Annotated in this window: 20 protein-coding genes, 1 pseudogene and 2 riboswitches; of the genes and pseudogenes, 9 read left to right on the forward strand and 12 right to left on the reverse strand. The window is 66.5% G+C overall.

Annotated features, from left to right (window positions below; genetic code table 11):
• The first annotated feature begins 40 nt into the window (after positions 1–40).
• Positions 41–934: a DUF3014 domain-containing protein gene (locus WKW80_RS32905; RefSeq protein WP_340367790.1), complete on the forward strand. Its 894-nt coding sequence runs from the start codon at positions 41–43 to the stop codon at positions 932–934.
• A 49-nt stretch (positions 935–983) separates the two neighbouring features.
• On the opposite strand, the gene gcvP is transcribed toward WKW80_RS32905, so the two are convergent.
• From gcvP to WKW80_RS32930, 5 genes are all read right to left on the reverse strand, one after another.
• Complete coding sequence (gcvP, locus tag WKW80_RS32910; protein ID WP_340367791.1) at positions 984–3,881, reverse strand: aminomethyl-transferring glycine dehydrogenase; 2,898 nt, start codon at positions 3,879–3,881, stop codon at positions 984–986.
• 12 nt (positions 3,882–3,893) lie between these two features.
• Positions 3,894–4,268, reverse strand: coding sequence for a glycine cleavage system protein GcvH (gene gcvH, locus WKW80_RS32915; protein ID WP_340367792.1), 375 nt, complete (start codon positions 4,266–4,268; stop codon positions 3,894–3,896).
• A 30-nt stretch (positions 4,269–4,298) separates the two neighbouring features.
• Positions 4,299–5,468 (reverse strand): glycine cleavage system aminomethyltransferase GcvT, encoded by a 1,170-nt coding sequence (gcvT, locus tag WKW80_RS32920; protein WP_340367793.1) that lies wholly within the window; start codon positions 5,466–5,468, stop codon positions 4,299–4,301.
• A 47-nt stretch (positions 5,469–5,515) separates the two neighbouring features.
• A riboswitch (glycine riboswitch) is annotated at positions 5,516–5,618 on the reverse strand.
• A gap of 12 nt (positions 5,619–5,630) precedes the next feature.
• A riboswitch (glycine riboswitch) is annotated at positions 5,631–5,734 on the reverse strand.
• Between the two features lie 8 nt (positions 5,735–5,742).
• Positions 5,743–6,753 (reverse strand): D-erythronate dehydrogenase, encoded by a 1,011-nt coding sequence (denD, locus tag WKW80_RS32925; protein WP_340367794.1) that lies wholly within the window; start codon positions 6,751–6,753, stop codon positions 5,743–5,745.
• Positions 6,754–6,900: 147 nt separating this feature from the next.
• The gene (locus WKW80_RS32930) at positions 6,901–8,601 is read right to left on the reverse strand and encodes an electron transfer flavoprotein-ubiquinone oxidoreductase (RefSeq protein WP_340367795.1); all 1,701 of its coding nucleotides are present in this window, start codon (positions 8,599–8,601) and stop codon (positions 6,901–6,903) included.
• 142 nt (positions 8,602–8,743) lie between these two features.
• Between WKW80_RS32930 and WKW80_RS32935 the strand changes: the two genes are divergently transcribed.
• Positions 8,744–9,526, forward strand: coding sequence for an SDR family oxidoreductase (locus tag WKW80_RS32935; RefSeq protein WP_340367796.1), 783 nt, complete (start codon positions 8,744–8,746; stop codon positions 9,524–9,526).
• Between the two features lie 163 nt (positions 9,527–9,689).
• Here WKW80_RS32935 and WKW80_RS32940 read toward each other — a convergent pair whose 3' ends face one another.
• Positions 9,690–11,024, reverse strand: coding sequence for an ATP-binding protein (locus tag WKW80_RS32940; protein ID WP_340367797.1), 1,335 nt, complete (start codon positions 11,022–11,024; stop codon positions 9,690–9,692).
• A gap of 10 nt (positions 11,025–11,034) precedes the next feature.
• Positions 11,035–11,706: a response regulator gene (locus tag WKW80_RS32945; RefSeq protein WP_340367798.1), complete on the reverse strand. Its 672-nt coding sequence runs from the start codon at positions 11,704–11,706 to the stop codon at positions 11,035–11,037.
• Positions 11,707–11,860: 154 nt separating this feature from the next.
• On the opposite strand from WKW80_RS32945, the pseudogene WKW80_RS37555 reads away from it, so the two are divergent.
• Both WKW80_RS37555 and WKW80_RS32950 read left to right on the forward strand, forming a co-directional pair.
• A pseudogene (locus WKW80_RS37555) lies at positions 11,861–12,397 on the forward strand (phosphatase PAP2 family protein); the annotation flags it as partial.
• A 42-nt stretch (positions 12,398–12,439) separates the two neighbouring features.
• Complete coding sequence (locus WKW80_RS32950; RefSeq protein ID WP_422823011.1) at positions 12,440–14,194, forward strand: phosphoethanolamine transferase; 1,755 nt, start codon at positions 12,440–12,442, stop codon at positions 14,192–14,194.
• 3 nt (positions 14,195–14,197) lie between these two features.
• On the opposite strand, the gene WKW80_RS32955 is transcribed toward WKW80_RS32950, so the two are convergent.
• The 3 genes from WKW80_RS32955 to WKW80_RS32965 are packed head-to-tail and all read right to left on the reverse strand — an operon-like array spanning position 14,198 to position 17,052.
• Positions 14,198–14,776, reverse strand: a complete 579-nt coding sequence (locus WKW80_RS32955) for a peroxidase-related enzyme (RefSeq protein ID WP_340367800.1) — start codon at positions 14,774–14,776, stop codon at positions 14,198–14,200.
• Between the two features lie 46 nt (positions 14,777–14,822).
• Positions 14,823–15,614 (reverse strand): ethanolamine ammonia-lyase subunit EutC, encoded by a 792-nt coding sequence (gene eutC / locus WKW80_RS32960; protein ID WP_340367801.1) that lies wholly within the window; start codon positions 15,612–15,614, stop codon positions 14,823–14,825.
• Positions 15,615–15,654: 40 nt separating this feature from the next.
• On the reverse strand, positions 15,655–17,052 hold the full coding sequence (locus WKW80_RS32965; RefSeq protein WP_340367802.1) for an ethanolamine ammonia-lyase subunit EutB: 1,398 nt from the start codon (positions 17,050–17,052) through the stop codon (positions 15,655–15,657).
• Between the two features lie 101 nt (positions 17,053–17,153).
• Between WKW80_RS32965 and WKW80_RS32970 the strand changes: the two genes are divergently transcribed.
• The 4 genes from WKW80_RS32970 to alkB all read left to right on the forward strand — a co-directional run bounded on the left by WKW80_RS32970 (position 17,154) and on the right by alkB (position 20,264).
• Positions 17,154–17,573, forward strand: a complete 420-nt coding sequence (locus WKW80_RS32970; protein WP_340367803.1) for an FKBP-type peptidyl-prolyl cis-trans isomerase — start codon at positions 17,154–17,156, stop codon at positions 17,571–17,573.
• 267 nt (positions 17,574–17,840) lie between these two features.
• On the forward strand, positions 17,841–18,932 hold the full coding sequence (ada, locus tag WKW80_RS32975; protein ID WP_422823012.1) for a bifunctional DNA-binding transcriptional regulator/O6-methylguanine-DNA methyltransferase Ada: 1,092 nt from the start codon (positions 17,841–17,843) through the stop codon (positions 18,930–18,932).
• On the forward strand, positions 18,929–19,615 hold the full coding sequence (locus tag WKW80_RS32980) for a 2OG-Fe(II) oxygenase (RefSeq protein ID WP_340367805.1): 687 nt from the start codon (positions 18,929–18,931) through the stop codon (positions 19,613–19,615). The genes ada and WKW80_RS32980 overlap by 4 nt, the downstream gene beginning before the upstream one ends.
• A gap of 4 nt (positions 19,616–19,619) precedes the next feature.
• Positions 19,620–20,264, forward strand: coding sequence for a DNA oxidative demethylase AlkB (alkB, locus tag WKW80_RS32985; protein WP_340367806.1), 645 nt, complete (start codon positions 19,620–19,622; stop codon positions 20,262–20,264).
• Between the two features lie 14 nt (positions 20,265–20,278).
• Here alkB and WKW80_RS32990 read toward each other — a convergent pair whose 3' ends face one another.
• Both WKW80_RS32990 and WKW80_RS32995 read right to left on the reverse strand, forming a co-directional pair.
• Positions 20,279–20,476 (reverse strand): hypothetical protein, encoded by a 198-nt coding sequence (locus WKW80_RS32990; RefSeq protein WP_340367807.1) that lies wholly within the window; start codon positions 20,474–20,476, stop codon positions 20,279–20,281.
• 61 nt (positions 20,477–20,537) lie between these two features.
• Positions 20,538–21,101 carry a LuxR C-terminal-related transcriptional regulator gene (locus WKW80_RS32995; RefSeq protein WP_340367808.1) on the reverse strand — a complete coding sequence of 188 codons (564 nt, stop codon included), beginning with the start codon at positions 21,099–21,101 and terminating at the stop codon, positions 20,538–20,540.
• An 89-nt stretch (positions 21,102–21,190) separates the two neighbouring features.
• Here WKW80_RS32995 and WKW80_RS33000 point away from each other — a divergent pair.
• A partial coding sequence (locus tag WKW80_RS33000; protein ID WP_340367809.1) for a CoA transferase subunit A occupies positions 21,191–21,495 on the forward strand: 305 nt, incomplete at its 3' end.

Genomic DNA, 21,495 nt, shown 5'->3' on the forward strand with positions numbered 1-21,495 from the left:
CCAATGAGCTTGTTTTCAGATGCAGCAAGGAGTGAAGTCGATGCCTGAGCGGGACACAGCAGATTTCAGGCCAGTGGAGGGCGAATCGCCGGCCGGCCGCATCGTTGTCGGCTTGTTGATCGCGGTGGCGATCGGCGCGGGTGGCTGGTGGTGGTTCACCACGCAGCGCCCTCAGCCGCCCGCACAGATGAGCGAGGCGCCCGCCGTGACGCCACCGGTCGAGGACGCGGCGCCGCCAGGGCCGGCACCCGAGCCGGCCGTTGCTTCCGGCCCCCGCTACCCGATCGAGTCGCAGGCCGAGGCCGCACCGCCAGGTGACGCCGATGCACAAATGCTGCAGGCGCTGACGGCCTTGCTCGGGCAGCCCGCAGTTGCATCGTTCCTGCAGGTCGACGGCTTTGCGCGGCGCGTGGTCGCCACGGTCGACAACCTGACCCGCGAACAGGCCACGACGCGCATGTGGCCGGTGCAGCAGACACCGCAGCGTTTCACCGTGACGGGCGAGGGCCCGTCGCAGCGCATCGCCGCGGACAACGCCAAGCGCTATGCGCCCTTCGTGTCGTTTGCCGAGAAGGTCGACGCACCGAAGGCCGCGGCGCTTTACGTCAAGCTCTATCCGCGCTTCCAGCAGGCCTACGAGGAACTCGGCTATCCAAAGGGTTACTTCAACGACCGGCTGGTCGCGGTGATCGACCATTTGCTGCAGGCGCCGGAGCCGGCGTCTGCGCCGCAGGTCAAGCTGACGGAAGTGAAGGGCGAATACCCGTCCGCGCAACCGTGGACGCGCTACGAGTTTGCGGACCCGGGACTCGAATCGCTTTCGGCGGGGCAGAAGATGATGATTCGAATGGGGCCGGCCAACGAAAAGCGGCTGAAGGCGAAGCTGGCCGAGTTCCGCAAGGGGGTTGCGGCAGGGGCAGCGCCCAAGAGTTGAAGCGTGCGATTGCGGTGACCAGGCCGGCTACGCCCGCCTGATCACACGCTCACGCCTCTTCGTACTCGCTCACCGGCACGCAACTGCAGAACAGGTTGCGGTCGCCATAGACGTTGTCTACGCGGCCGACCGGTGACCAGTACTTGTTCTGCTTGAGCGCGGCCAACGGGAAGGCACCGATTTCGCGCGAGTAGGGATGGCCCCACTCGGTCGCCATCAGGCTTGCGGCCGTATGGGGTGCATGCTTCAGCGGGTTGTCGTCCCTCGGCCAGACGCCTTCCTCGATGCGGCGGATCTCGCCGCGGATGGCGATCATCGCGTCGACGAAGCGATCGAGTTCGGCCAGCGGCTCGCTCTCGGTCGGCTCGACCATCAACGTGCCGGGTACGGGGAAGCTCAAGGTCGGCGCGTGGAAACCGTAGTCGATCAGGCGCTTGGCCACGTCCTCGGCGGTCACGCCGCTGCTGTCCTTGAGCGGCCGAAGGTCCAGGATGCACTCGTGCGCGACGTGGCCGTTGGCGCTGGCGTAGAGCGTGGGGTAGTGCTCCTTGAGTCGCGAGCTGATGTAGTTGGCGCTGAGGATCGCGACTTCGGTCGCGGCCTTGAGGCCGTCGGCGCCCATCATTCGACAGTACATCCAGCTGATCGGCAGCACGGCCGCGTTGCCAAGCGGCGCGGCGGAAACCGCGCCGGGGCCTTGCGATGCGATGTCGGCCGTCGCGTGGCCGGGCAGGAAAGGCACGAGGTCTTCTACCACGCACACCGGCCCGACGCCCGGTCCGCCGCCGCCGTGCGGAATGCAAAAGGTCTTGTGCAGGTTCAGGTGGCTCACGTCGCCGCCGAACTCGCCGGGCGCAGCCACGCCGACCAATGCGTTCATGTTGGCGCCGTCGACATACACGCGCCCGCCGTGCGAATGCACGAGCTCGCACAGCGCCTTGACGCCGGTCTCGAATACACCGTGCGTGCTCGGATAGGTAATCATCACGGCGGCCAGGTTGGCGCTGTGCTTCTCGCAGGCGCGCTTCAGGTCGTCGAGGTCGACGTTGCCTTGCGCGTCGCAGGCCGTCACCACGACCTGCATGCCGACCATCTGCGCACTGGCCGGGTTGGTGCCGTGGGCCGATGAAGGAATCAGGCAGATGTTGCGCTGGCCCTCGCCCCGCGACGCATGGAACGCCTTGATCGCCAGCAGCCCGGCGTATTCGCCCTGCGAACCGGCGTTGGGCTGCAGGCTGATGCCGGCATAGCCTGTCGCTTCGCAGAGCCAGTCGCGCAGTTGCTGGTCGAGCTCGGCATAGCCTTGGAGCTGGTCAGCGGGCGCGAACGGATGGATGTTCGCGAACTCGGGCCACGTGATCGGGATCATCTCGCTCGTGGCGTTGAGCTTCATCGTGCAACTGCCGAGCGGGATCATGCTGCGGTCCAGTGCCAGGTCCTTGTCGCTCAGGCTGCGGATGTAGCGCAGCATGCCTGTCTCGCTCTTGTGCGTGTTGAACACCGGATGCGTCAGGAAGGCACTCGCGCGGCTCAGTTCTTCGGGGATGAGCGGCCTGACGCCTTCGGCCAGCAGTTCGAAGTGCGGCAAATGCGCGTCTTTCGGCGCGAACAACGCCCACAGGTCTTCGACATCGGCGTAGGTGCTGGTTTCGTCGAGCGAGATGCCGAGGTGCCCTTGCAGGCGACAGCGCAAGTTGATGTTGGCAACGGCCGCACGGTCGAGGATGGCCTGGGTGTCGTCGCCGGTCTGGATGGTCAGCGAATCGAAGGCGGTGCTGTTGGCCAGCTTGCGGCCCATTTCCTCGAGGCCCTCGGCGAGCACGGCCGTCAGCGCGGCCACGCGTTGCGCAATGCGGATCAGCCCTTCGGGCCCGTGGTACACGGCGTACATGCTCGAGATCACCGCCGGCAACACCTGCGCCGTGCAGATGTTCGACGTGGCCTTCTCGCGGCGGATGTGTTGCTCGCGCGTCTGCAGCGCGAGACGATAGGCGGGTGCGCCATGGACGTCGACGCTGACGCCGACCAGCCGCCCCGGCAGCGAGCGCTTGTACTCGTCGCGGCAGGCGAGGAAAGCCGCGTGCGGCCCACCGTTGCACAGAGGCATGCCGAAGCGCTGCGTGGTGCCGCAGACGATGTCGGCGTCCCATTCGCCGGGCGGCGCCAGCAGCGTGAGCGCGAGCAGGTCTGCTGCGACGCACAATGCGGCGCCGTTGGCGTGGGCATGGCCGGCGAGCGGGCGCAGGTCATGTACCTGGCCGGTGGTACCGGGGTACTGCGCGAGCACGCCGAAGAAATCGCCGCTCGCCATCAGGTGCGGCAGCGTTTCGGAGGCGGTGCTGACCTGGACCTCGATGCCCAGCGGCGCCGCGCGCGTCCTGACGACCTCGATGGTCTGCGGATGGCAGTCGCCCGCCACGATGAACACGTTGCTCTTGCTCTTGACGCTGCGCCTGGCGAGCGTCATGGCCTCGGCCGCAGCCGTGGCTTCATCGAGCATCGAGGCGTTGGCGATGGCCATGCCGGTGAGATCGCAGACCATCGTCTGGAAGTTCAGCAGCGCCTCCATGCGGCCCTGCGAGATCTCGGCCTGGTATGGCGTGTAGGCGGTGTACCAGGCCGGGTTCTCGAGGATGTTGCGCAGGATCACGCCCGGCGTGTGCGTCCCGTAGTAGCCCTGGCCGATGAAGTTGCGCGCGACCTTGTTCTTCGCGGCAATGGCTTTCAGTTCGGCCAGCGCGGCTGCTTCGGTGGTCGCGGGCGGCAGGTCCATCGGCGCCGAGCGACGAATGGCCGGCGGCACGATGCCGTCGATCAACTCCGCTCGGGTGGCGTGGCCGATGACGGGCAGCATGCGCGCCTCATCGGCCGGTTCGATGCCGATGTGGCGCGCGACGAACTCATCGGCGTTCTCGAGTTGACGCAGGGTGGGGAGGGCGTTGGACATCACGGCGGTCGATCAAGCCTCGGCGGAGAATTTCTCGTAGCTGGTGGCGTCCATCAGCGCATCGAGTTGCAGGGCATCGCTGAGCTTGACCTTGAAGAACCAGCCGGCCGCGAGCGGGTCGCTGTTGGCGAGCGAAGGGTCGGCGCGCAGCGCCTCGTTCACTTCGGAGATTTCACCGGACACGGGCATGAAGACATCGGCCGCGGCCTTGACCGACTCGACCACGCCGGCCACTTCGCCTTGTGCATAGGTCTTGCCGACTTCGGGCAGGTCGACGAACACCACGTCGCCCAGCGCATCCTGTGCATGCACGGTGATGCCGACGGTGGCGGCATCACCGCCGGTGGACTGGACCCACTCGTGGTCCTTGGTGTATTTGACAGTCATGAAAGCTCCTGAGAAAAGCAAGAAAGAAGATCAGCCGCGGTAGTAGCGGGTCGGCACGAAGGGCATGGTGGTCACTTCCATCGGCACGGGCTTGCCGCGCACGATGGCCTGGATGCGGGTGCCGGGTTCGGAGAAGGCCGTGGCCACGTAGGCCATCGCGATCGGGCGGTCGGCCGTCGGGCCCAGCAGGCCGCTGGTCACCCTGCCGATGGCGTGGCCCTCGAAGGATTGCAGCTCGGTGCCGTCGCGAACCGGCACACGCTCCAGCGCCACCAGGCCGACGCGCTTGCGGGTGAGCGTTTTCTGGTCGACGTGTCCGGCCAGGTCGGCCGCCACCGCCAACTGCGCCAGGATCTTGTCCGCCCCCGGAAAGCCGCCCGGGCGCGCGCCACCGGGCCGGCGCACCTTCTGCATGGCCCAGTTGAGCGAGGCTTCGACCGGCGTGGTGGTGGTGTCGATGTCGCTGCCGTAGAGGCACAGGCCGGCTTCGAGGCGCAGCGAGTTGCGCGCGCCGAGGCCGATGGGCTTGACCTCGGGTTGCGCAAGCAGCAGGCGGGCGAGGGCGTCGGCATCGCTTGCGGCGACCGAGATTTCGAATCCGTCTTCCCCGGTATAGCCGCTGCGGGTCACGAAAGCCGGGATCGAGCCGATCCGCACCGAGCCTCCGGTCATGAAAACGAAGCGCTCGACGCCCGGGGACAGGCGCGCCAGCGTCGCCGCCGCCTGCGGGCCTTGCAACGCCATCAGCGCGTGGTCCGGCAGCGGCCGCACCTCGCACCGTGTGCCGATCCTGGCCGTGATGTAGGCGATGTCAGCCGCCTTGCAGGCCCCGTTCACGATCACGAAGATCGAGTCGTCGCCCTCGTTGAAGAACATCAGGTCATCGAGGATTCCGCCGTTGTCGTCCAGCAGCAGGCCGTAGCGCTGCCTGCCCTGCGCCAGTCCGATCACGTCGACCGGCATCAGCGTTTCGAAGGCCGCCGCTGCTTCCGGACCGACAAGCCGCAGCTGCCCCATGTGTGAAATATCGAACAAGCCGGCGGCTTCGCGCGTGTGCTTGTGCTCGGCCATCAGGCCGGTCGGGTATTGCACCGGCATCGAGTAGCCCGCGAAGGGCACCATGCGGCCGCCGAGTTCGGCATGGAGGGCATGCAGCGGCGTCTTGAGGAGTACTGCGGCGGTGTCGGATGGAGTGGCCATGAGGCTTTGTTCCAGTGGGGCAGTCGAGTTCCATGGCAATGCCACGGGCCACTCCTGCTGTCCGCTTTACCTGAGAGATTCGCCCCACGATCGGGGTTTGCTCCTTCGGTGGACCGCCTGGTTGCGCGGCCTCTCTCCAGCAAGAAAACGCCCATTGGAGCGGGCGCCTCGTCAGTCCTTTTGCCTGAGCGTTCGGACCCGTGCTTTTTCGGGGGCCTGCGCCTTCGGCGGCCCCGGCAACCGAGGCGCTCTCCTGACCGCCGGAATTCTACTGTCAGGCCGCGACGGCGAGCTTCACCGCTTCGGGATTTTCACGGACGTAGTCGCGCACGATGGCTTCGATGCTCTCGTCGGCGTACAGGCCCAGCTCGCGTGCGCGCACCCATTCGAAGCGGCCCGGCCAGCCGCTGATGATTTCGCTGACATCGCGGTCAGGCCGGATATCGAGCAGGTCGATTGCGGCTGAACCACCGATGCGATACAGCGCCTGCACCATTTCGTCCACGCTGGCACACAGTGACGGCAGGTTGACGGCGGTGCGGGGTCCCCATTTGCCGTGTGGCGCGCTCGCGGCGCAAACAAGCCCCTCGATGGCGCGCGCGGGAGACGAGATTGCCACCAGCGTGTCAGGCGGCACCAGGCAACGGGCTGGCCGGCCGGCCAGCGGCTCGCGGAACATGCCGCTGAGAAAATCCGACGCCGCGCCATCGGGTTCGCCCGGCCGCACGCACACCGTCATGAGGCGAACGCTGCGCGCGTGGATGAAGCCCTTGCGCCCATAGTCGGCCATGAGTTGCTCGCCGATGAACTTCTGGGTGCCGTAGCTGGTCTGGGGCGTGGGCAGCGTATCGTCCTCGATGACATGGGGCAGCGGCGCGCCGAACACGGCCAGGGAACTCGCGAACACGACCAGCGGCCGGGTGTGCTGGGCGCGGCAGGCTTCCAGCAGCGCATAGGTCCCCAGGAAATTGCTGCGCATGCCGAGTTCGAAATCTTTCTCGGATTCGCCGCTGACGGCGGCCGCCAGATGGAAGACCACCGCCGTCTCTGGCGGCAGCGCCCGCTGTGGACTGTCCGGGGCCAGCAACTCGCACAGGTCGCCGACGATCAGGTTGACCCGGGGATGGTCGGCCAGGTCGCGCGGCGGATGCACGCGGTCGACCAGCGTGATCATGCCGATGCGATGTTCCTTGCCGCCGCCGACCCCGATTGCGCCTTTCGCCAGCAGCCTGCGCGCCAGGCGCACGCCCAGAAAGCCAGCACCGCCGGTGATCACGATTTGCATTCGTTGCTCTCCTGTCCAGCCAGCTCAAAGCGATGTCATAGCGCATCGCCTCCCCCGTGTGAAGCAGGAAACGCGCTGACACAAACAAAAAACGCGCCGGCAAGGCGCGTTCTGGCGTGAGCGTTCCGGCGTGAAGGGCGCGCGGGGTTACATGCCCACGTAGTTGGGGCCGCCGCCGCCTTCCGGCGTGACCCAGACGATGTTTTGTGTCGGGTCCTTGATGTCGCAGGTCTTGCAGTGCACGCAGTTCTGCGCATTGATCTGCAGGCGCTGCTTGCCGGCATCGCCATCGGGCACGAACTCGTACACACCGGCCGGGCAGTAGCGCGATTCGGGTCCGGCGAACTTAGCCAGATTGACGTTGACCGGCACCGATGCATCCTTCAGCGTCAGGTGGGCAGGCTGGTGCTCTTCATGGTTGGTGTTGCTGATGAACACACTGGAGAGCCGGTCGAAGGTGAGCTTGCCGTCCGGCTTCGGATAGACGATGGGCTCGCACTCCGATGCCGGCTTGAGCGCCAGGTGGTCGGGCTTGTCGCGATGCAGCGTCCATGGGACGTGGCCCTTGAGCAGGAATTGCTCGACGCCGTTCATCAGTGTCGCCACTGCCAGGCCCTTCTTGAACCAGCTCTTGAAGTTGCGCGCCTTGTAGAGCTCCTTGTAGAGCCAGCTCCTCTCGAACGCGGCCGGATAAGTCGCGAGCTCGTCGTGCTGGCGGCCGGATTGCAGCGCGGCGTAGGCGGATTCCGCGGCGAGCATGCCGGACTTGATGGCGGCATGGCTGCCCTTGATGCGGCTCACGTTCAGATAGCCGGCATCGCAGCCGACCAGCGCACCGCCCGGGAACACCGTCTTCGGCAGCGACATCAGGCCGCCCGCCGTGATGGCCCGCGCACCGTAGCCGATGCGCTTGGCCGGCTTGATGCCGTGGGCTTCGTCGCCTTCGAGGTACCAGCGGATGTTCGGGTGCGTCTTCCAGCGCTGCATTTCCTCGAACGGGCTGAGGTAGGGGTTGCTGTAGTCCAGGCCGGTGATGAAGCCGAGCGTGACCTTGTTGTCCTCCATGTGATAGAGGAAGGCGCCGCCGTAGGTGTCGCTCTTCATCGGCCAGCCGGCCGTGTGCAGAACGAAGCCGGGCTGGTGGCGCTTGGGGTCGATTTCCCACACTTCCTTGACACCGAGGCCATAGGCTTGCGGGTCCTTGCCGGCATCGAGCTTGAACTTGCTGATGAGCTGGCGGCCCAGGTGGCCGCGGGCGCCTTCCGCAAAGATCGTGTACTTGCCGTGCAACTCCATGCCGAGCTGGAAGTTTTCGGTGGGTTCGCCGTCCTTGCCGACGCCCATGTTGCCGGTGGCGACGCCGCGCACCGAGCCGTCGTCGTTGTAGAGCACTTCGGCCGCGGGGAAGCCGGGGAAGATCTCGACGCCGAGGTTCTCGGCCTGCTGGGCAAGCCACTTGGTGAAGTTGCCCAGGCTGATGATGTAGTTGCCGTGGTTCTGGAAGCAGTCCGGCAGGAAGAAGTTGGGGGTGCGGTAGCCGGTCTTTTCGCTGAGGAACACCATCGCGTCGTCGGTGACGGGCTGGTTCAGCGGGGCGCCGAGTTCGGCCCAGTCGGGCAGCAACTCGTTGAGCGCGCGCGGGTCCATGATGGCGCCGGACAGGATGTGGGCGCCGGGCTCGGAGCCTTTCTCGAGCACCACGACGGAGACTTCGGTGTTGTTCTTGGCGGCCAGTTGCTTCAGGCGGATCGCGGTGGAAAGGCCCGCGGGGCCGCCACCGACTACGACTACGTCGTACTCCATGGCTTCGCGGGGGCCGAACTGGGCGAGGATTTCGTCGTGCGTCATGGGGTGTGGTCGATAATGTTTTTTGGTTGCAGGGGAGCAGCGGGATGCACGGCATTTTATGCGGCGCATCGGGCCGCATCCCCTGTCATTCGGCGGCGCCCCTATCGCGTCGCCTTGCGCGCGACTCATCAGGGGCTCCGCCATGGCATACAGCATCGATCTCTCGGGCCGGGTGGCCTTCGTTACCGGGGCGTCGAGCGGCCTTGGCGCGCAATTCGCGAGGACGCTCTCGCGTGCCGGCGCCGCGGTGGTGCTGGCCAGCCGCCGGGTCGACATGCTCAAGGAGCTGCGCGCCCGCATCGAAGGCGAGGGCGGTGACGCCCATGTGGTCGAGCTGGACGTGACCGACCGCCAGAGCATCAAGGCCGCCGTGGCCCGTGCCGAGACCGAGGTCGGTTCCATCGACATCCTCGTCAACAACTCCGGCGTCAGCAGCACGCAGCGGCTGCTCGACGTGGACGAGGGCGACTACGACTTCATCTTCGACACCAACGCGAAGGGTTCGTTCTTCGTGGCGCAGGAAGTGGCGCGACGCATGATCCAGCGTGCCCGTGGCGCGGCGCCCGGCACCTATACCGGCGGACGCATCATCAACATCGCGTCGATGGCGGGGCTTAAGGTGCTGCCGCAGATCGGCGTGTATTGCATGAGCAAGGCGGCCGTGGTGCAGATGACGAAGGCCATGGCGCTGGAGTGGGGCCGCTTCGGCATCAACGTGAACGCGCTGTGCCCGGGCTACATCGAGACCGAGTTCAACCAGCATCACTGGGATACCGAGAGCGGGCAGAAGGTGGTGGGCATGCTGCCGCGCAAGCGCGTCGGCAAGCCGGAGGACCTGGACGGGCTGGTCGTCCTGCTGGCCAGTGCGCAAAGCCACTTCGTGAACGGCGCCGTTGTCGCCGTCGACGACGGGTTCGCGCTCTGAATGAAACACCCCCGATGCGCCTGCGGCGCCTCCCCCTCGAGGGGGCGCACCCAGCGGCCCGGCAAAGCCGGTTCCGCGGGTGCCCACGAACAGACTTCGCGGTGCTCGTCCTGGTTTCATGCGTCCACGGATCACGCGAAGCGCGGTGGAGAAACGGATGAATTCACGCGGGCGGCAGCACGATCCGCGCCTCGAAGCCCGACTGCGCATCCGGCGGGGGCGAGAGCAATTCGAGCCGCGCGTTGTGCTTGGCCACGATGGTTGCGACGATCGACATGCCCAGGCCGTAGCCGGTGCGCTCGGAAGTGTGGCGCATGTGGCGCTGTTGCAGCGTATGCAGTTCGGCCGCGCTGACGCCGGGGCCGGTGTCGCGCACGATGAGCCGGCGATCCGCGGTGACCTGGATGAGCACGCGGCTTTCGCCGGCATAGCGCAGGCTGTTCTCGACCAGGTTGCGCAAGGCGATGGCGAGCGCATCGAAGTCGCCCATGGTCACCGGGGCCGGCTCGGTCTCGGGCACTTTCAGGTCGAGCCGGTCGCGTGCGCGTGTTTCCTGCCAGAACTCCTGTGCCACGGTGGCCGCGAGTTGCACCAGGTCGACCTTGAGGCGCGTGAGCGACGCCCCCGACTCGGCCCGTGAAAGCTGCAGCAGTTTGTCGGCGCGATGGGCCAGCGTGTGCAGGGCGTTCAGCGCGGCAAGCACGTCGCTGCGGCGCAGCTCGTGGTCCAGCGCGGTCTGCAGGCGCAGGCGGGCCGCCGCGAGGGGCGTGCGCAGCTCGTGCGCCGCATTGGCTGCCAGCGCGCGCTCCACGTCGAGCGAATGCGAGAGCCTCTGCAGCAGCCGGTTGATGTCGTCGCCCACCAGGCTCAGTTCCCGCGGCAGGCCGGGCAGGGCGATCGGGCTGAGGTCGGCACCGCTGCGCCGGGCCACTTCGCTGGCCAGCTCGCGCAGCACCTGCAACTCGCCGCGCGCGATGCGGCGCAGCAGGAAGGCGAGCAGGGGCAGCACGGCGGCCAGCGGGACCAGCAGCCCAAACAGCGTTCGGTTCAATGCCCGGCGCCGGTCGCCGATCGGGTCGGCCACCTGAAGGAACAACGCTCGCGTCGGATGCTGCACCGTGTAGATGCGCCACGCTTCGAGATTGGCGAAGCCGGGCGTGTTCGGTACGGCGAACGTGTTGGGCGGCGTCTCGGCCGAGCGCAGCAGCACGCGGTCGTCGTTGTCGACCACCTGGTAGAGCACCGCGGCGTCGTGGAACAGCGGCGTGGGCGCGATCAGGGGCCCGCCGGGCGGCAGTTCCGGCCGGCGCCGGTCGATCTCTTCCACTGCTATGTCGAACATGCGATGCGACACTTCGACCAGTTCGTTGTCGAAGTTGTAGTTGATCTCGTGGTCCACGTACCAGGCCACGGCCAAAACGCTCAGGATCCACACGCCCCCCACCCAGAGCACCAGCGTTCGCGTGAGCCTGCCGGCCAGCGTGTCCCGGTGGATCATGGTGGAAGGATCAATCTTCTTCAGTCGAGAAAGCGAGCCGGTAGCCCAGGCCGCGCAGCGTCTGGATGTGCGTGCGGCCAAGCTTGCGGCGAAGGCGGCTGATGAAGACCTCGAGCGTGTTGCTGTCGGTGCCGTCGTCGAAGCCGTAGAGGGCGTCTTGCAGCACTTCGCGGGTGTGGATACGCTCGGGCCGCGTTGCCATCACGCGCAGCAAGGCCCATTCCTTCTGCGTGAGGGTGACCGGAACGCTCTTCTTGCGGACCATCTCGCGCGCCAGGTCGATCTCGATGGTGCCCAGTTGCAGCACAGGCGCGTTCCCGACGCTGCGGCGGCGCTCCGAGGCGCGCAGCCGCGCCAACAGTTCCCCGGGATCGTAGGGCTTGATGAGGTAGTCGTCGGCGCCTGCGTCGAGGCCGCGGATGCGGTCGGTGACCTGGTCACGCGCGGTCAGCACGATCACGATGGGCCGCTCCTTCAACTCGCGGATCGAGGGCAGCAAGTGCAGGCCGTCTCCGTCGCCGAGATGCAAGTCGAGCAAAATGGCGGCGTACTGCGCGGACACCAGCGCGACGCGCGCCTCGGCCAGGCTGAGCACGGCATCGACAATGAAGGCTTTGGCACGCAGGTAGCCGCACACCGCTTCAGACAGCGCCACATCGTCTTCAACCAGCAATACGCGCACTACTGACTCCACGGTTCAAAATCGGGAGTCTATCCAGAGTCCCAGAGTTCCATTGCCAGTTCGCATGAATCAACGCGCTTCGTATCGCGGCCCGCTCGTCGCCACCCTCCTCGCACTCGCCCTGATACTGGCATGGGATGCAACGGGACTGGACATGGCTGCCGCGCAGCTGTTCGGCACGCCCACCGGCTTTCCATGGCGGGACAACCATCGATTGGTCCTCTGGCTGCACGAGGTGCCGCGCTTTGCAAGCTGGGCGCTGGTCGTGGGGCTTTGTCTCGCGATTCGATGGCCGGTCGGGGTGCTGCGCCTGCTCGATCGGCGCGATCGTGTTCAGCTTGCGTTCACAGTGCTCGGCGGGGTGCTGGCAGTGTCGTTGATCAAGACCGGCAGCCGCACGAGCTGTCCGTGGGACATGCAGGTCTTCGGTGGTGTTGCAAGCCATGTGTCGCACTGGGCCTGGGGTGTGCGCGACGGTGGCCCGGGCAAGTGTTTTCCTGCCGGGCATGCATCGGCCGCGTTCGCCTACCTGGGTGGCTGGTTCGTGTTCCGCCGCCATGCGCCGGCGGTCGCATGGCGCTGGCTGGCGGCGGTGCTGGTGGTCGGTGCCGTGCTTGGTATCGCGCAGCAGATGCGCGGTGCCCACTATATGAGCCACACGCTGTGGACAGCGTGGATTTGCTGGACAGTCGCTTTCGCGATCGACTTCCTGTTTTCGCGCCGGCGCGGCAGGATGGCGTTGGCGTCCGGCGGCACCGGGCGCGACGCGGAGCCCACCGCAAGACCTTCGGCTGCCGCGCCCAGCGGTACGCCCAGAGGTCTGTTCGCCCGCATCGACGACTGGATGGCGAAACCACGTTCGGCGCGCAACGTCATCCTGTGGCTCACTCTTTATCTGGCGCTGGCGGCCAACTGGGCGCTCTGGCTGGAACTGGTCCGCGTAGGCGGCGAGCCGGGCGTGTACCTTCGCTCCATCGCCGTGATGGCGTTGCTGCTGGTGACGGGCACTGTCGGGCTGCTGTCGCTGACGGCCTGGTCGCGCTGGTTCAAGCCCCTGTGGATCGTGCTGGTGGTGCTGGCCGCGGTGGTGCAGCACTACATGCTGGCCTACGGGATGGTGATGGACCCGTCGATGGCGGCCAACACAACGCAGACCGATCTGCACGAAGTGCTCGACCTGTTGAGCTGGCGCCTGCTGGCAAACGTGGCGCTGGTGTCGGTGTTGCCGGTGTGGTGGCTCTGCCGCGTGCGCATCGTGCGCATGGGCTTGTGGACCAACGCCTGGCGCAACGCCGTATTGCTGCTGGGCTGTGCGGCGATCGCGGCCGGCGGCATCATGGCCATGAACCGCCAACTGGCGCCGTTGATGCGCAACAACACCCACTTGCGGTACATGCTCAATCCGCTGGCCACGGTTTATTCGGCCACTATCGTGCTGGCGCGTCCACTGTTCGAGCACAAGCGCCAGTTGATCCCGATGACGGCCGGCGCGGCGCTGGGTTCCAGCTATGCGAAGCAGGGCAAGCCGCCGCTTTTCGTCATCATGGTGGGCGAAACGGCGCGGTCCGACCACTTCTCGCTGAACGGCTATGCGCGGGACACCAACCCCGAACTTGCCCGGCGCGACGTGCTCAGCTACCGCAACGTGCACTCGTGCGGCACCAACACGCTCGCCTCGGTGCCTTGCATGTTCTCGCCGCTCGGCAAGGAGGCCCATGAAGGCAGCAAGGACGACTACGAAAACCTGCTCGACGTGCTGCAGGCGGCCGGGTTGGCCGTGCTGTGGGTCGAGAACCAGGCAGGCTGCAAGGATGTGTGCAAGCGCGTGCCGAATGCGTCCGCGGTGGATGGCCTGTCGCCGAGCGCAAAGGCCGCCTTGTGCGATGCCGACGAGTGCCTGGACGACGCGCTGTTGTTCGATTTGGACGCGCGGCTTGCCGGTCTGTCGCGCGAGCGCCGCGCCAGGGGCGTGGTGCTGGTGATGCACATGATGGGAAGCCATGGCCCGGCCTACTACAAGCGCTCGCCACCCGATGGAAAGGTGTTCGTGCCCGAGTGCAAGACCAACGCGCTGGCCGAATGCGGCCATGACGAATTGCTCAATGGCTACGACAACTCGATCCGCTACACCGACCGGGTTCTCGCCCGCACCGTCGACTGGCTCAAGGTCCAGTCGAAGGTCTATGACACCGGCATGTTCTATGTCAGCGACCACGGCGAATCGCTGGGCGAATTCGGCCTGTTCCTCCATGGATTGCCGTACAGCATCGCGCCGGAGGCGCAGAAGCACGTGCCGCTGGTGGCCTGGTTCAGCGAGGGCCTGCGCCAGCGCCAGCGGCTGTCAATGAGCTGCATGAAGGGCGACCTGGATTCGCCTTACACGCACGACAACCTGTACCACACCGCGCTGGCCGTGATGGACGTGCAGACGCCGACTTTCAAGCCGGCGCTCGACATGTTCGGCAAGTGCCGCGCGCCGGCCGCCTGACCGCTACTTCTTCTCGCGCGGCAGCCGCCCCATCAGGAAGAACTCCGGATTCGGCTGCATGCCGCTGAAGCTGGCCAGGCGGTTGGAGAGGCCGAAGAAGGCGGTGATGGCGGCGATGTCCCAGATGTCTTCGTCGTCGAAGCCGTGCGCATGCAGGGGAGGGAAGTCGGCCTCGTCGATTTCATGCGAGCGGTCGCAGACCTTCATCGCAAAGTCGAGCATGGCGCGCTGGCGCGGCGTGATGTCGGCCTTGCGATAGTTCACGGCCACCTGGTCGGCGACCAGCGGCTTCTTCTCGTAGATGCGCAGCAACGCACCGTGCGCCACCACGCAATAGAGGCACTGGTTGCGTGCGCTGGTAGTGGTGACGATCATCTCGCGGTCGCCCTTGGTGAGCGTGCCTTCTTCCTTGAGCATGAGCGCATCGTGGTATGCGAAGAAGGCGCGCCACTCGGCCGGTCGCCGCGCAAGGCCGAGGAACACGTTGGGCACGAAGCCGGCCTTTTCCTGCACGGCGAGGATGGCGGTGCGGATGTCTTCGGGCAGGTCGGCCAATTCGGCCAAGGGGTAGCGCGCGGGCATGGTTGTCTCCTTGTCGGGCGACCATGATAGGGCGCCGGCTTCGGGTTCAGCGCGGCAACGGCGGGCTTGCGTCGTTGCCCGGCAGCACGGCGTGATCGCTCTCGTCCTTGAGCCCGATGCCGCTGAGGCCGCGGTGCAGTGCTTCGCGCATGAGCCATGACAACTTGAAGGCGGCCGTGTCGTACGCCAGCCCCTCGGGCCGTACGTTCGAGATGCAGTTGCGTTCGGCATCGTGCCGGCCGGGGCGTGGCGTGTGCGTGAGGTAGATGCCCAGGCTGTCAGGGGAACTGAGGCCGGGACGCTCGCCGATCAGCATGACCGAGAGCCTGGCGCCGAGCAGTTCGCCGATGTCGTCGGCGAGCGCGACGCGAGCCTGCGAGGCGATGACCACCGGCGTGAGGCGAAGTGCCGCGGGCAGGTGCGTGCGCAAGGCGGCAAGCAGCGGCACCGCGTGGCGCGCAACCGCGAGCGAAGACAGTCCGTCGCCCACGACGAGGCATGCGTCATAGCCTTCGGCGGGCCGGTCGCCGAGGCCCGCGCGCAGCCGGTTCGCGTCGTCGGCATCGAGCTGGCGGCCGAGGTCGGGGCGGCGCAGGTAGGTGAGGCGGTCGCCGGCCCGGCTTTGCGCGCGCAATGTTGGCCAACCGTCGGTCGCGAGGCTGCGCTCGAGCGCCTCGACGTCGAGCGGGGCGTGAATGGCGTCGCGGGCCATGGCGTGAGCCCAGCCGAAGCGCAGGGTCTCATCGGTCGGCATGCCGTTGCCGGCGCGGCCCAAGGCGAGGCGGGCAGGCGTGGTTGCGCGCCAGGTGGTCCAGGGGCTGGGTGTGACGGCGGTCATTGGAAAACCTCCAGGCTCTGTGCGTCGGGAGATGGCCGCGTCATGGCGCCGCCAGCGAAGCGAGGTCGCCCATGCCGCGCAGCACCCGATTGGCCGAGGGCGCTTGCAGGCCGCCGCCGGGCGCGGTGATCTGCATGCGTTGCAGCCAGTCCTCGAACTCCGGTGCGCGCTTCAGGCCCAGCGTCTCGCGCAGGAACAGCGCGTCGTGGAACGAGGTGCTCTGGTAGTTGAGCATCACGTCGTCGGCGCCCGGCACGCCCATGATGAAGTTAATGCCCGCCGCGCCGAGCAGCACCAGCAGCGTGTCCATGTCGTCCTGGTCGGCCTCGGCATGGTTGGTGTAGCAGACGTCGCAGCCGATCGGCAGGCCGAGCAGCTTGCCGCAGAAGTGGTCTTCCAGCCCGGCGCGGATGATCTGCTTGCCGTCGTACAGGTACTCCGGTCCGATGAAGCCGACCACGGTGTTGATGAGCAGCGGCTTGTAGCGACGCGCCAGCGCATAGGCCCGCGCCTCGCAGGTCTGCTGGTCGACGCCGAAGTTGGCATTGGCCGACAGCGCGCTGCCCTGGCCGGTCTCGAAGTACATGACGTTGTGGCCCACGGTGCCGCGCCCGAGCGCCAGCGCCGCCGCATACGCCTCGTCCAGCAGGGCGGGCGTCACGCCGAAGGAGAGGTTAGTCTTCTCGGTGCCGCCAATCGACTGGAACACCAGGTCCACCGGCGCGCTCGCCTCGGCCAGCCGGATCGCGTTGGTCACATGCGTGAGCACGCAGCTTTGCGTGGGTATCTCGAAGCGCTGGATCACCTCGTCGAGCATGCGCAGCAAGGTGCCGAGCACCGCCATGCTGTCGGACACCGGATTGATGCCGATCACCGCGTCGCCGGCACCCATCAGCAAGCCGTCGAGCGTCGAAGCGGCCACGCCGCGCAGGTCGTCGGTCGGGTGGTTGGGCTGCAGGCGCACCGCAAGATGGCCGGGCAGCCCGAGCGTGTTGCGAAAACGCGTGCTTACGCTGCACTTGCGCGCCACCGCGATCAGGTCCTGGTTGCGCATGAGTTTCGACACCGCAGCCACCATCTCGGGCGTGAGGCCGGGCGCCAGGGCGGTCAGCGATTCGGTGGTGGCCAGCGCCGACAGCAGCCAGTTGCGAAAGTCGCCGACCGTGAGGTGCGCCACCGGCTCGAAGGCCTCGCCGTCGTGGCTGTCAATGATGAGCCGCGTGATGTTGTCGTCTTCATAAGGCACCAGCGCTTCGGTGAGGAACTGCTTCAGCGGCGTGTCGGCCAGCACGTGGCGCGCTGCCATGCGCTGCTGCGCCGTGGCGGCGCCGATGCCGGCGAGGTAGTCGCCCGAACGGGCCGGGCTGGCGAAGGCCATCACCTGCTTGAGGTCGTCGAACACAAAAACCTGCGCATCGATCGTCGTGCTGTATCGCATGGAGGGGATCCAGATTGATTGGCAACACCATGTTGCAGCAAGACGGGGGCCATGCCGCAGCGTGGCAATAATGACCGTTTTTAGTTTCTCAAGGAAATACCGTGCGTCTTACTCCGAGTACCGTCAGTGCCGTTCTTCTTTCGCTTTGCATCGCACCTGCAGCTTGGGCGCAGGGCAAGCCGGTCACCACGGCCAGCGGCCTGGTCTACGAGTCGGTCAAGGACGGCACGGGCGCGTCGCCGGCAGCCACCGACACCGTCAAGGTGAACTACCGCGGCACATTCCCCGATTCCGGCAAGGAGTTCGACAGCTCCTATTCGCGCGGCGAGCCCACCGAGTTTCCGCTGAACCGCGTGATCCCGTGCTGGACCGAAGGGGTGCAGATGATGAAGGTCGGCGGCAAGGCCAAGCTGACCTGTCCGCCCGCCATTGCCTACGGATCGAAGGGCGCTGGCGGCACGATTCCGCCCAATGCCACGCTCAACTTCGAAGTCGAGCTGATTGCGATCAAGGGGCGCTGAGCACCCGCGGGCGGTTCACGGCACGGTGCGGTGAAAGCGCCCGCGTGAGAAATTTCCCGGTGGGGCCGCGCAATTTTCGTTTCGCGGATTTTGCGCGCGGCCATCGGCTTTCGAAGCGGCGCATCAACCTCGCGTATCCGGCAGCTTCTGGCCTTGCCCCGAAGGCGGCGCGCGACAATTGAATTCAACAGCAAGCTCCGGAGTGCCGGCCGCCGAGGCTTTGCCTAAAGTCATTTCCATCCACTCAGGAAAGAAAGGATGGACAAGATGAACGTGATGACCATCACCCCCTCCGCGCCGCAGGCCGCAACGACTGTGAACGACCCCCGCTGGGCCGCGGTGCAGGCGCGCGACGGCAGCTTCGACGGCCAGTTCTTCTATTCGGTGAAGACCACCGGCGTGTATTGCCGGCCCTCGTGCGGCGCGCGGCTCGCACGGCCGGAGAACGTGGCCTTCTACGACACCACGGAGGATGCCGAACGCGCAGGCTTCAGGCCGTGCAATCGCTGCAAGCCAGGCGAGTCGCCGCTTGCCGAGCAACATGCCGAAATGATCGCGGACCTTTGCCGTTTCATCGAAAGCGCCGGGCAGGCGCCCACGCTGGACGAACTCGCGGAGCGTGTCGGCATGAGCAACTGGCATCTGCACCGGATCTTCAAGGCGGTGACGGGCCTGACGCCAAAGGCCTGGGCGATGGCACACCGCGCCCATCGTGTGCGGCAAGCGCTCGGCCGCAACGACACCGTGACCGATGCGATCTACGACGCGGGCTACAACGCCAACAGCCGCTTCTACGAAGAGTCCGACGACGTATTGGGCATGACGCCAAGCGCCTTCAAGGCGGGCGGTGCCGATACCGATATCCGCTTTGCCATCGGGCAATGCTCGCTCGGTGCGATCCTGGTGGCGCGCAGCGAGCGCGGCGTGTGTGCGATCGAGCTGGGCGAAGATCCCGATCGGCTCGCGCGTGAACTGCAGGACCGCTTTCCCCAGGCGCGATTGATCGGTGACGACCCGGCATTCGATCGTCTCGTGGCGCAGGTCGTCGGCTTTGTCGAGGCACCGGGCCGCGGGCTCGATCTGCCGCTGGACGTGCGCGGCACCGCGTTCCAGCAACGCGTGTGGCAAGCCTTGCGCGCCGTGCCGGCCGGCGCGACGGTGAGCTATTCGGAAATCGCCGGGCGCATCGGCGCACCCACCGCGCAGCGCGCCGTGGCGCAGGCGTGCGGCGCGAACACGCTGGCCGTCGCGATTCCATGCCATCGCGTCGTGCGCAACGACGGTGCGCTGTCGGGTTACCGCTGGGGCGTCGAGCGCAAGCGCGCATTGCTGGAGCGCGAGCATGAGGGCGCCGCATGAAGGTCGACTGGGAGGCCGTAGAGCAGTCGCTGGACGCGGAAGGCTACGCCATCATCGAAAGGGTGTTGGCGCCCGGTGACTGCGAGGCGCTGGCTGCCTTGTATGCCGACGACAAGCCGTTCCGCAGCCGCGTCCTGATGGAGCGCCACGGCTTTGGCCGGGGTGAATACAAGTACCTCGCGTATCCGCTGCCGCCGCTCGTTGCGCAACTGCGCGAAGCCTTCTATCCGAAGCTGGTGCCGATCGCCAATCGATGGCACCAGGCCATGGGCATCGACGTGCGCTTTCCGCCGACGCACGACGCCTTCCTCGCGCGTTGCCATGCGGCGGGGCAGGTGCGGCCGACGCCGCTGGTGCTGCAATACGGCGAGGGCGACTACAACTGCCTGCACCAGGACTTGTACGGCGAGCATGTCTTTCCGTTGCAAGTGGTGGTGTTGCTGTCGGAGCCGGGGCGGGATTTCACGGGCGGCGAGTTCGTGATGACCGAGCAACGACCGCGCATGCAGTCGCGGCCCATGGTGCTGCCATTGCGACAGGGCGATGCGGCCGTCATCGCCGTGCACAACCGCCCGGTGCAGGGCACGCGCGGCGCGTACCGCGTGAATCTGCGGCATGGCGTGAGCCGCGTGCGATCGGGGCATCGGCACACCGCCGGCATCATCTTTCACGACGCGGCCTGAAGCGATGCGCGATCTTTTCGAGCAGGAAGAAGAGGGCTTGTCGATCCCGATCGTGCCGGGAGCCGTGCTGCTGCGTGGGTTCGCCAACGACATCGCACAGCAACTGCTGGGCGACCTCGAAAGGGTGCTCGCATCGTCACCGTGGCGTCACATGACAACGCCCGGGGGCTTTCGCATGTCGGTGGCCATGACCAACTGCGGCACGCTGGGCTGGGTCAGCGACCGCACCGGCTATCGCTACGACCGCGTCGACCCCGCCAGCGGCGAACCATGGCCCGCCATGCCCGCGACTTTCCTGCAGCTTGCAGCGCAGGCGGCCGCGGCCGCGGGCTTCGATCGCTTCGTACCCGATGCCTGCCTGGTCAATCGCTACGAAGCCGGCGCCCGCCTGTCGTTGCACCAGGACCGCGACGAGCGCGACTATGCCCAGCCGATCGTCTCGGCGTCGCTCGGCCTGCCGGCGACCTTCCTGTTCGGCGGCATCCGGCGTGCAGACAAATCAAGGCGCCTCTCGCTCGCCCATGGCGACGTGGTGGTATGGGGTGGTCCGGCACGGCTCAGCCATCACGGCATCCTGCCGTTGAAAGAAGGCGAGCATCCGTTGACCGGACGCTGCCGCATCAACCTGACCTTTCGCAAGGCAGGTTGATTCGCAGACTGAAATCAGTGCGTCGAGTGCTCGCGATCGACGAGGCGTTTCAACGCGCGCGTGCCGGCGGCGAGGGCGGCTTCATACGAGTCGAAATCGGCTTCCGCCGTTTCGAGTTCGCGCACCGGATCGCCCTTGGCGTCGGACTCCATCAAGGTCCAGAAGAACGAGCCTGCGACAGGCTCCCGAACGATGAGTTTGGTGTGTGTCATGAACCGAATATTGGTCCGATGCAAGGGGCATTTCTGTAGGTCATTTCCCCATATAGGCCATTCAGCCGGCTAGCAGTTTCTGCACCAATTCGGCTGTTGTGCTCGCACTGTATTTGCGCATGAGCCGTGCCCGGTGCAACTCAACGGTGCGGTGGCTGATGCCGAGCGCCTTGCCGATCTGCTTGGACGTCAGCCCCTGCATGACTTGCGCCGCGACTTCGCGCTCGCGTGGTGTGAGCTCGGCCTTGACGGAGCGGCGCGAGCCCAGGTCTTCGAATGTCCAGATGCCGGCCTCGTGCGGCGCCGCCCGATTCAGTGCATGACCGGTAACGTGGCACCAGAATGTCTCGCCGCGCAATGCGCCATCCAGGCGCCGCATCATCCGGTTGTCCGCGTAGCGCCCGCTGGCATTCAGGATCGGCTCCATGCGCTTGCCGATGCGCTCGAATTCGGCGACGCTCGGGTACAGCACCCGAAACGACTGGCCGACCAGCGACTCGCGCGTGGCACCGAACATCTCGCACAGGCGGGCATTGCAGTCGACCATCGTGCGATGGCGCGACAGCACCATGCCCACGGGTGCGTGCTCGAAGGCCAGGCGGTAGTCGATATCGGGTGTGCCCATTACGAAATACTACGTATGCGAGTACGTAGTATCGTTGGGCGCTGTTTCCAGTGTTCCATCAACCCTTTCCGACCCAAGGATTCCACGCCATGGCGAACAAGATTTATCCCTCCGCCGACGCGGCGCTGAAAGGCGTCGTGGCCGACGGCCAGACTCTCGCCGTCGGGGGCTTCGGCCTCTGCGGCATTCCCGAGGCGCTGATCGACGCGCTGCATGACTCGGGTGTCAAGAACCTGACCTGCATCTCGAACAACGCGGGTGTCGACGGCTTCGGCCTGGGCAGGCTGCTCGAGACGCGGCAGATCAAGAAGATGGTCGCCAGCTACGTCGGCGAGAACAAGGAGTTCGAGCGCCAGTACCTCGCGGGCGAACTCGAACTGGAGTTCACGCCGCA

It is taken from the genome of Variovorax humicola (assembly GCF_037889915.1).
In the GTDB taxonomy this organism is placed as follows: Bacteria; Pseudomonadota; Gammaproteobacteria; order Burkholderiales; family Burkholderiaceae_C; genus Variovorax; species Variovorax humicola.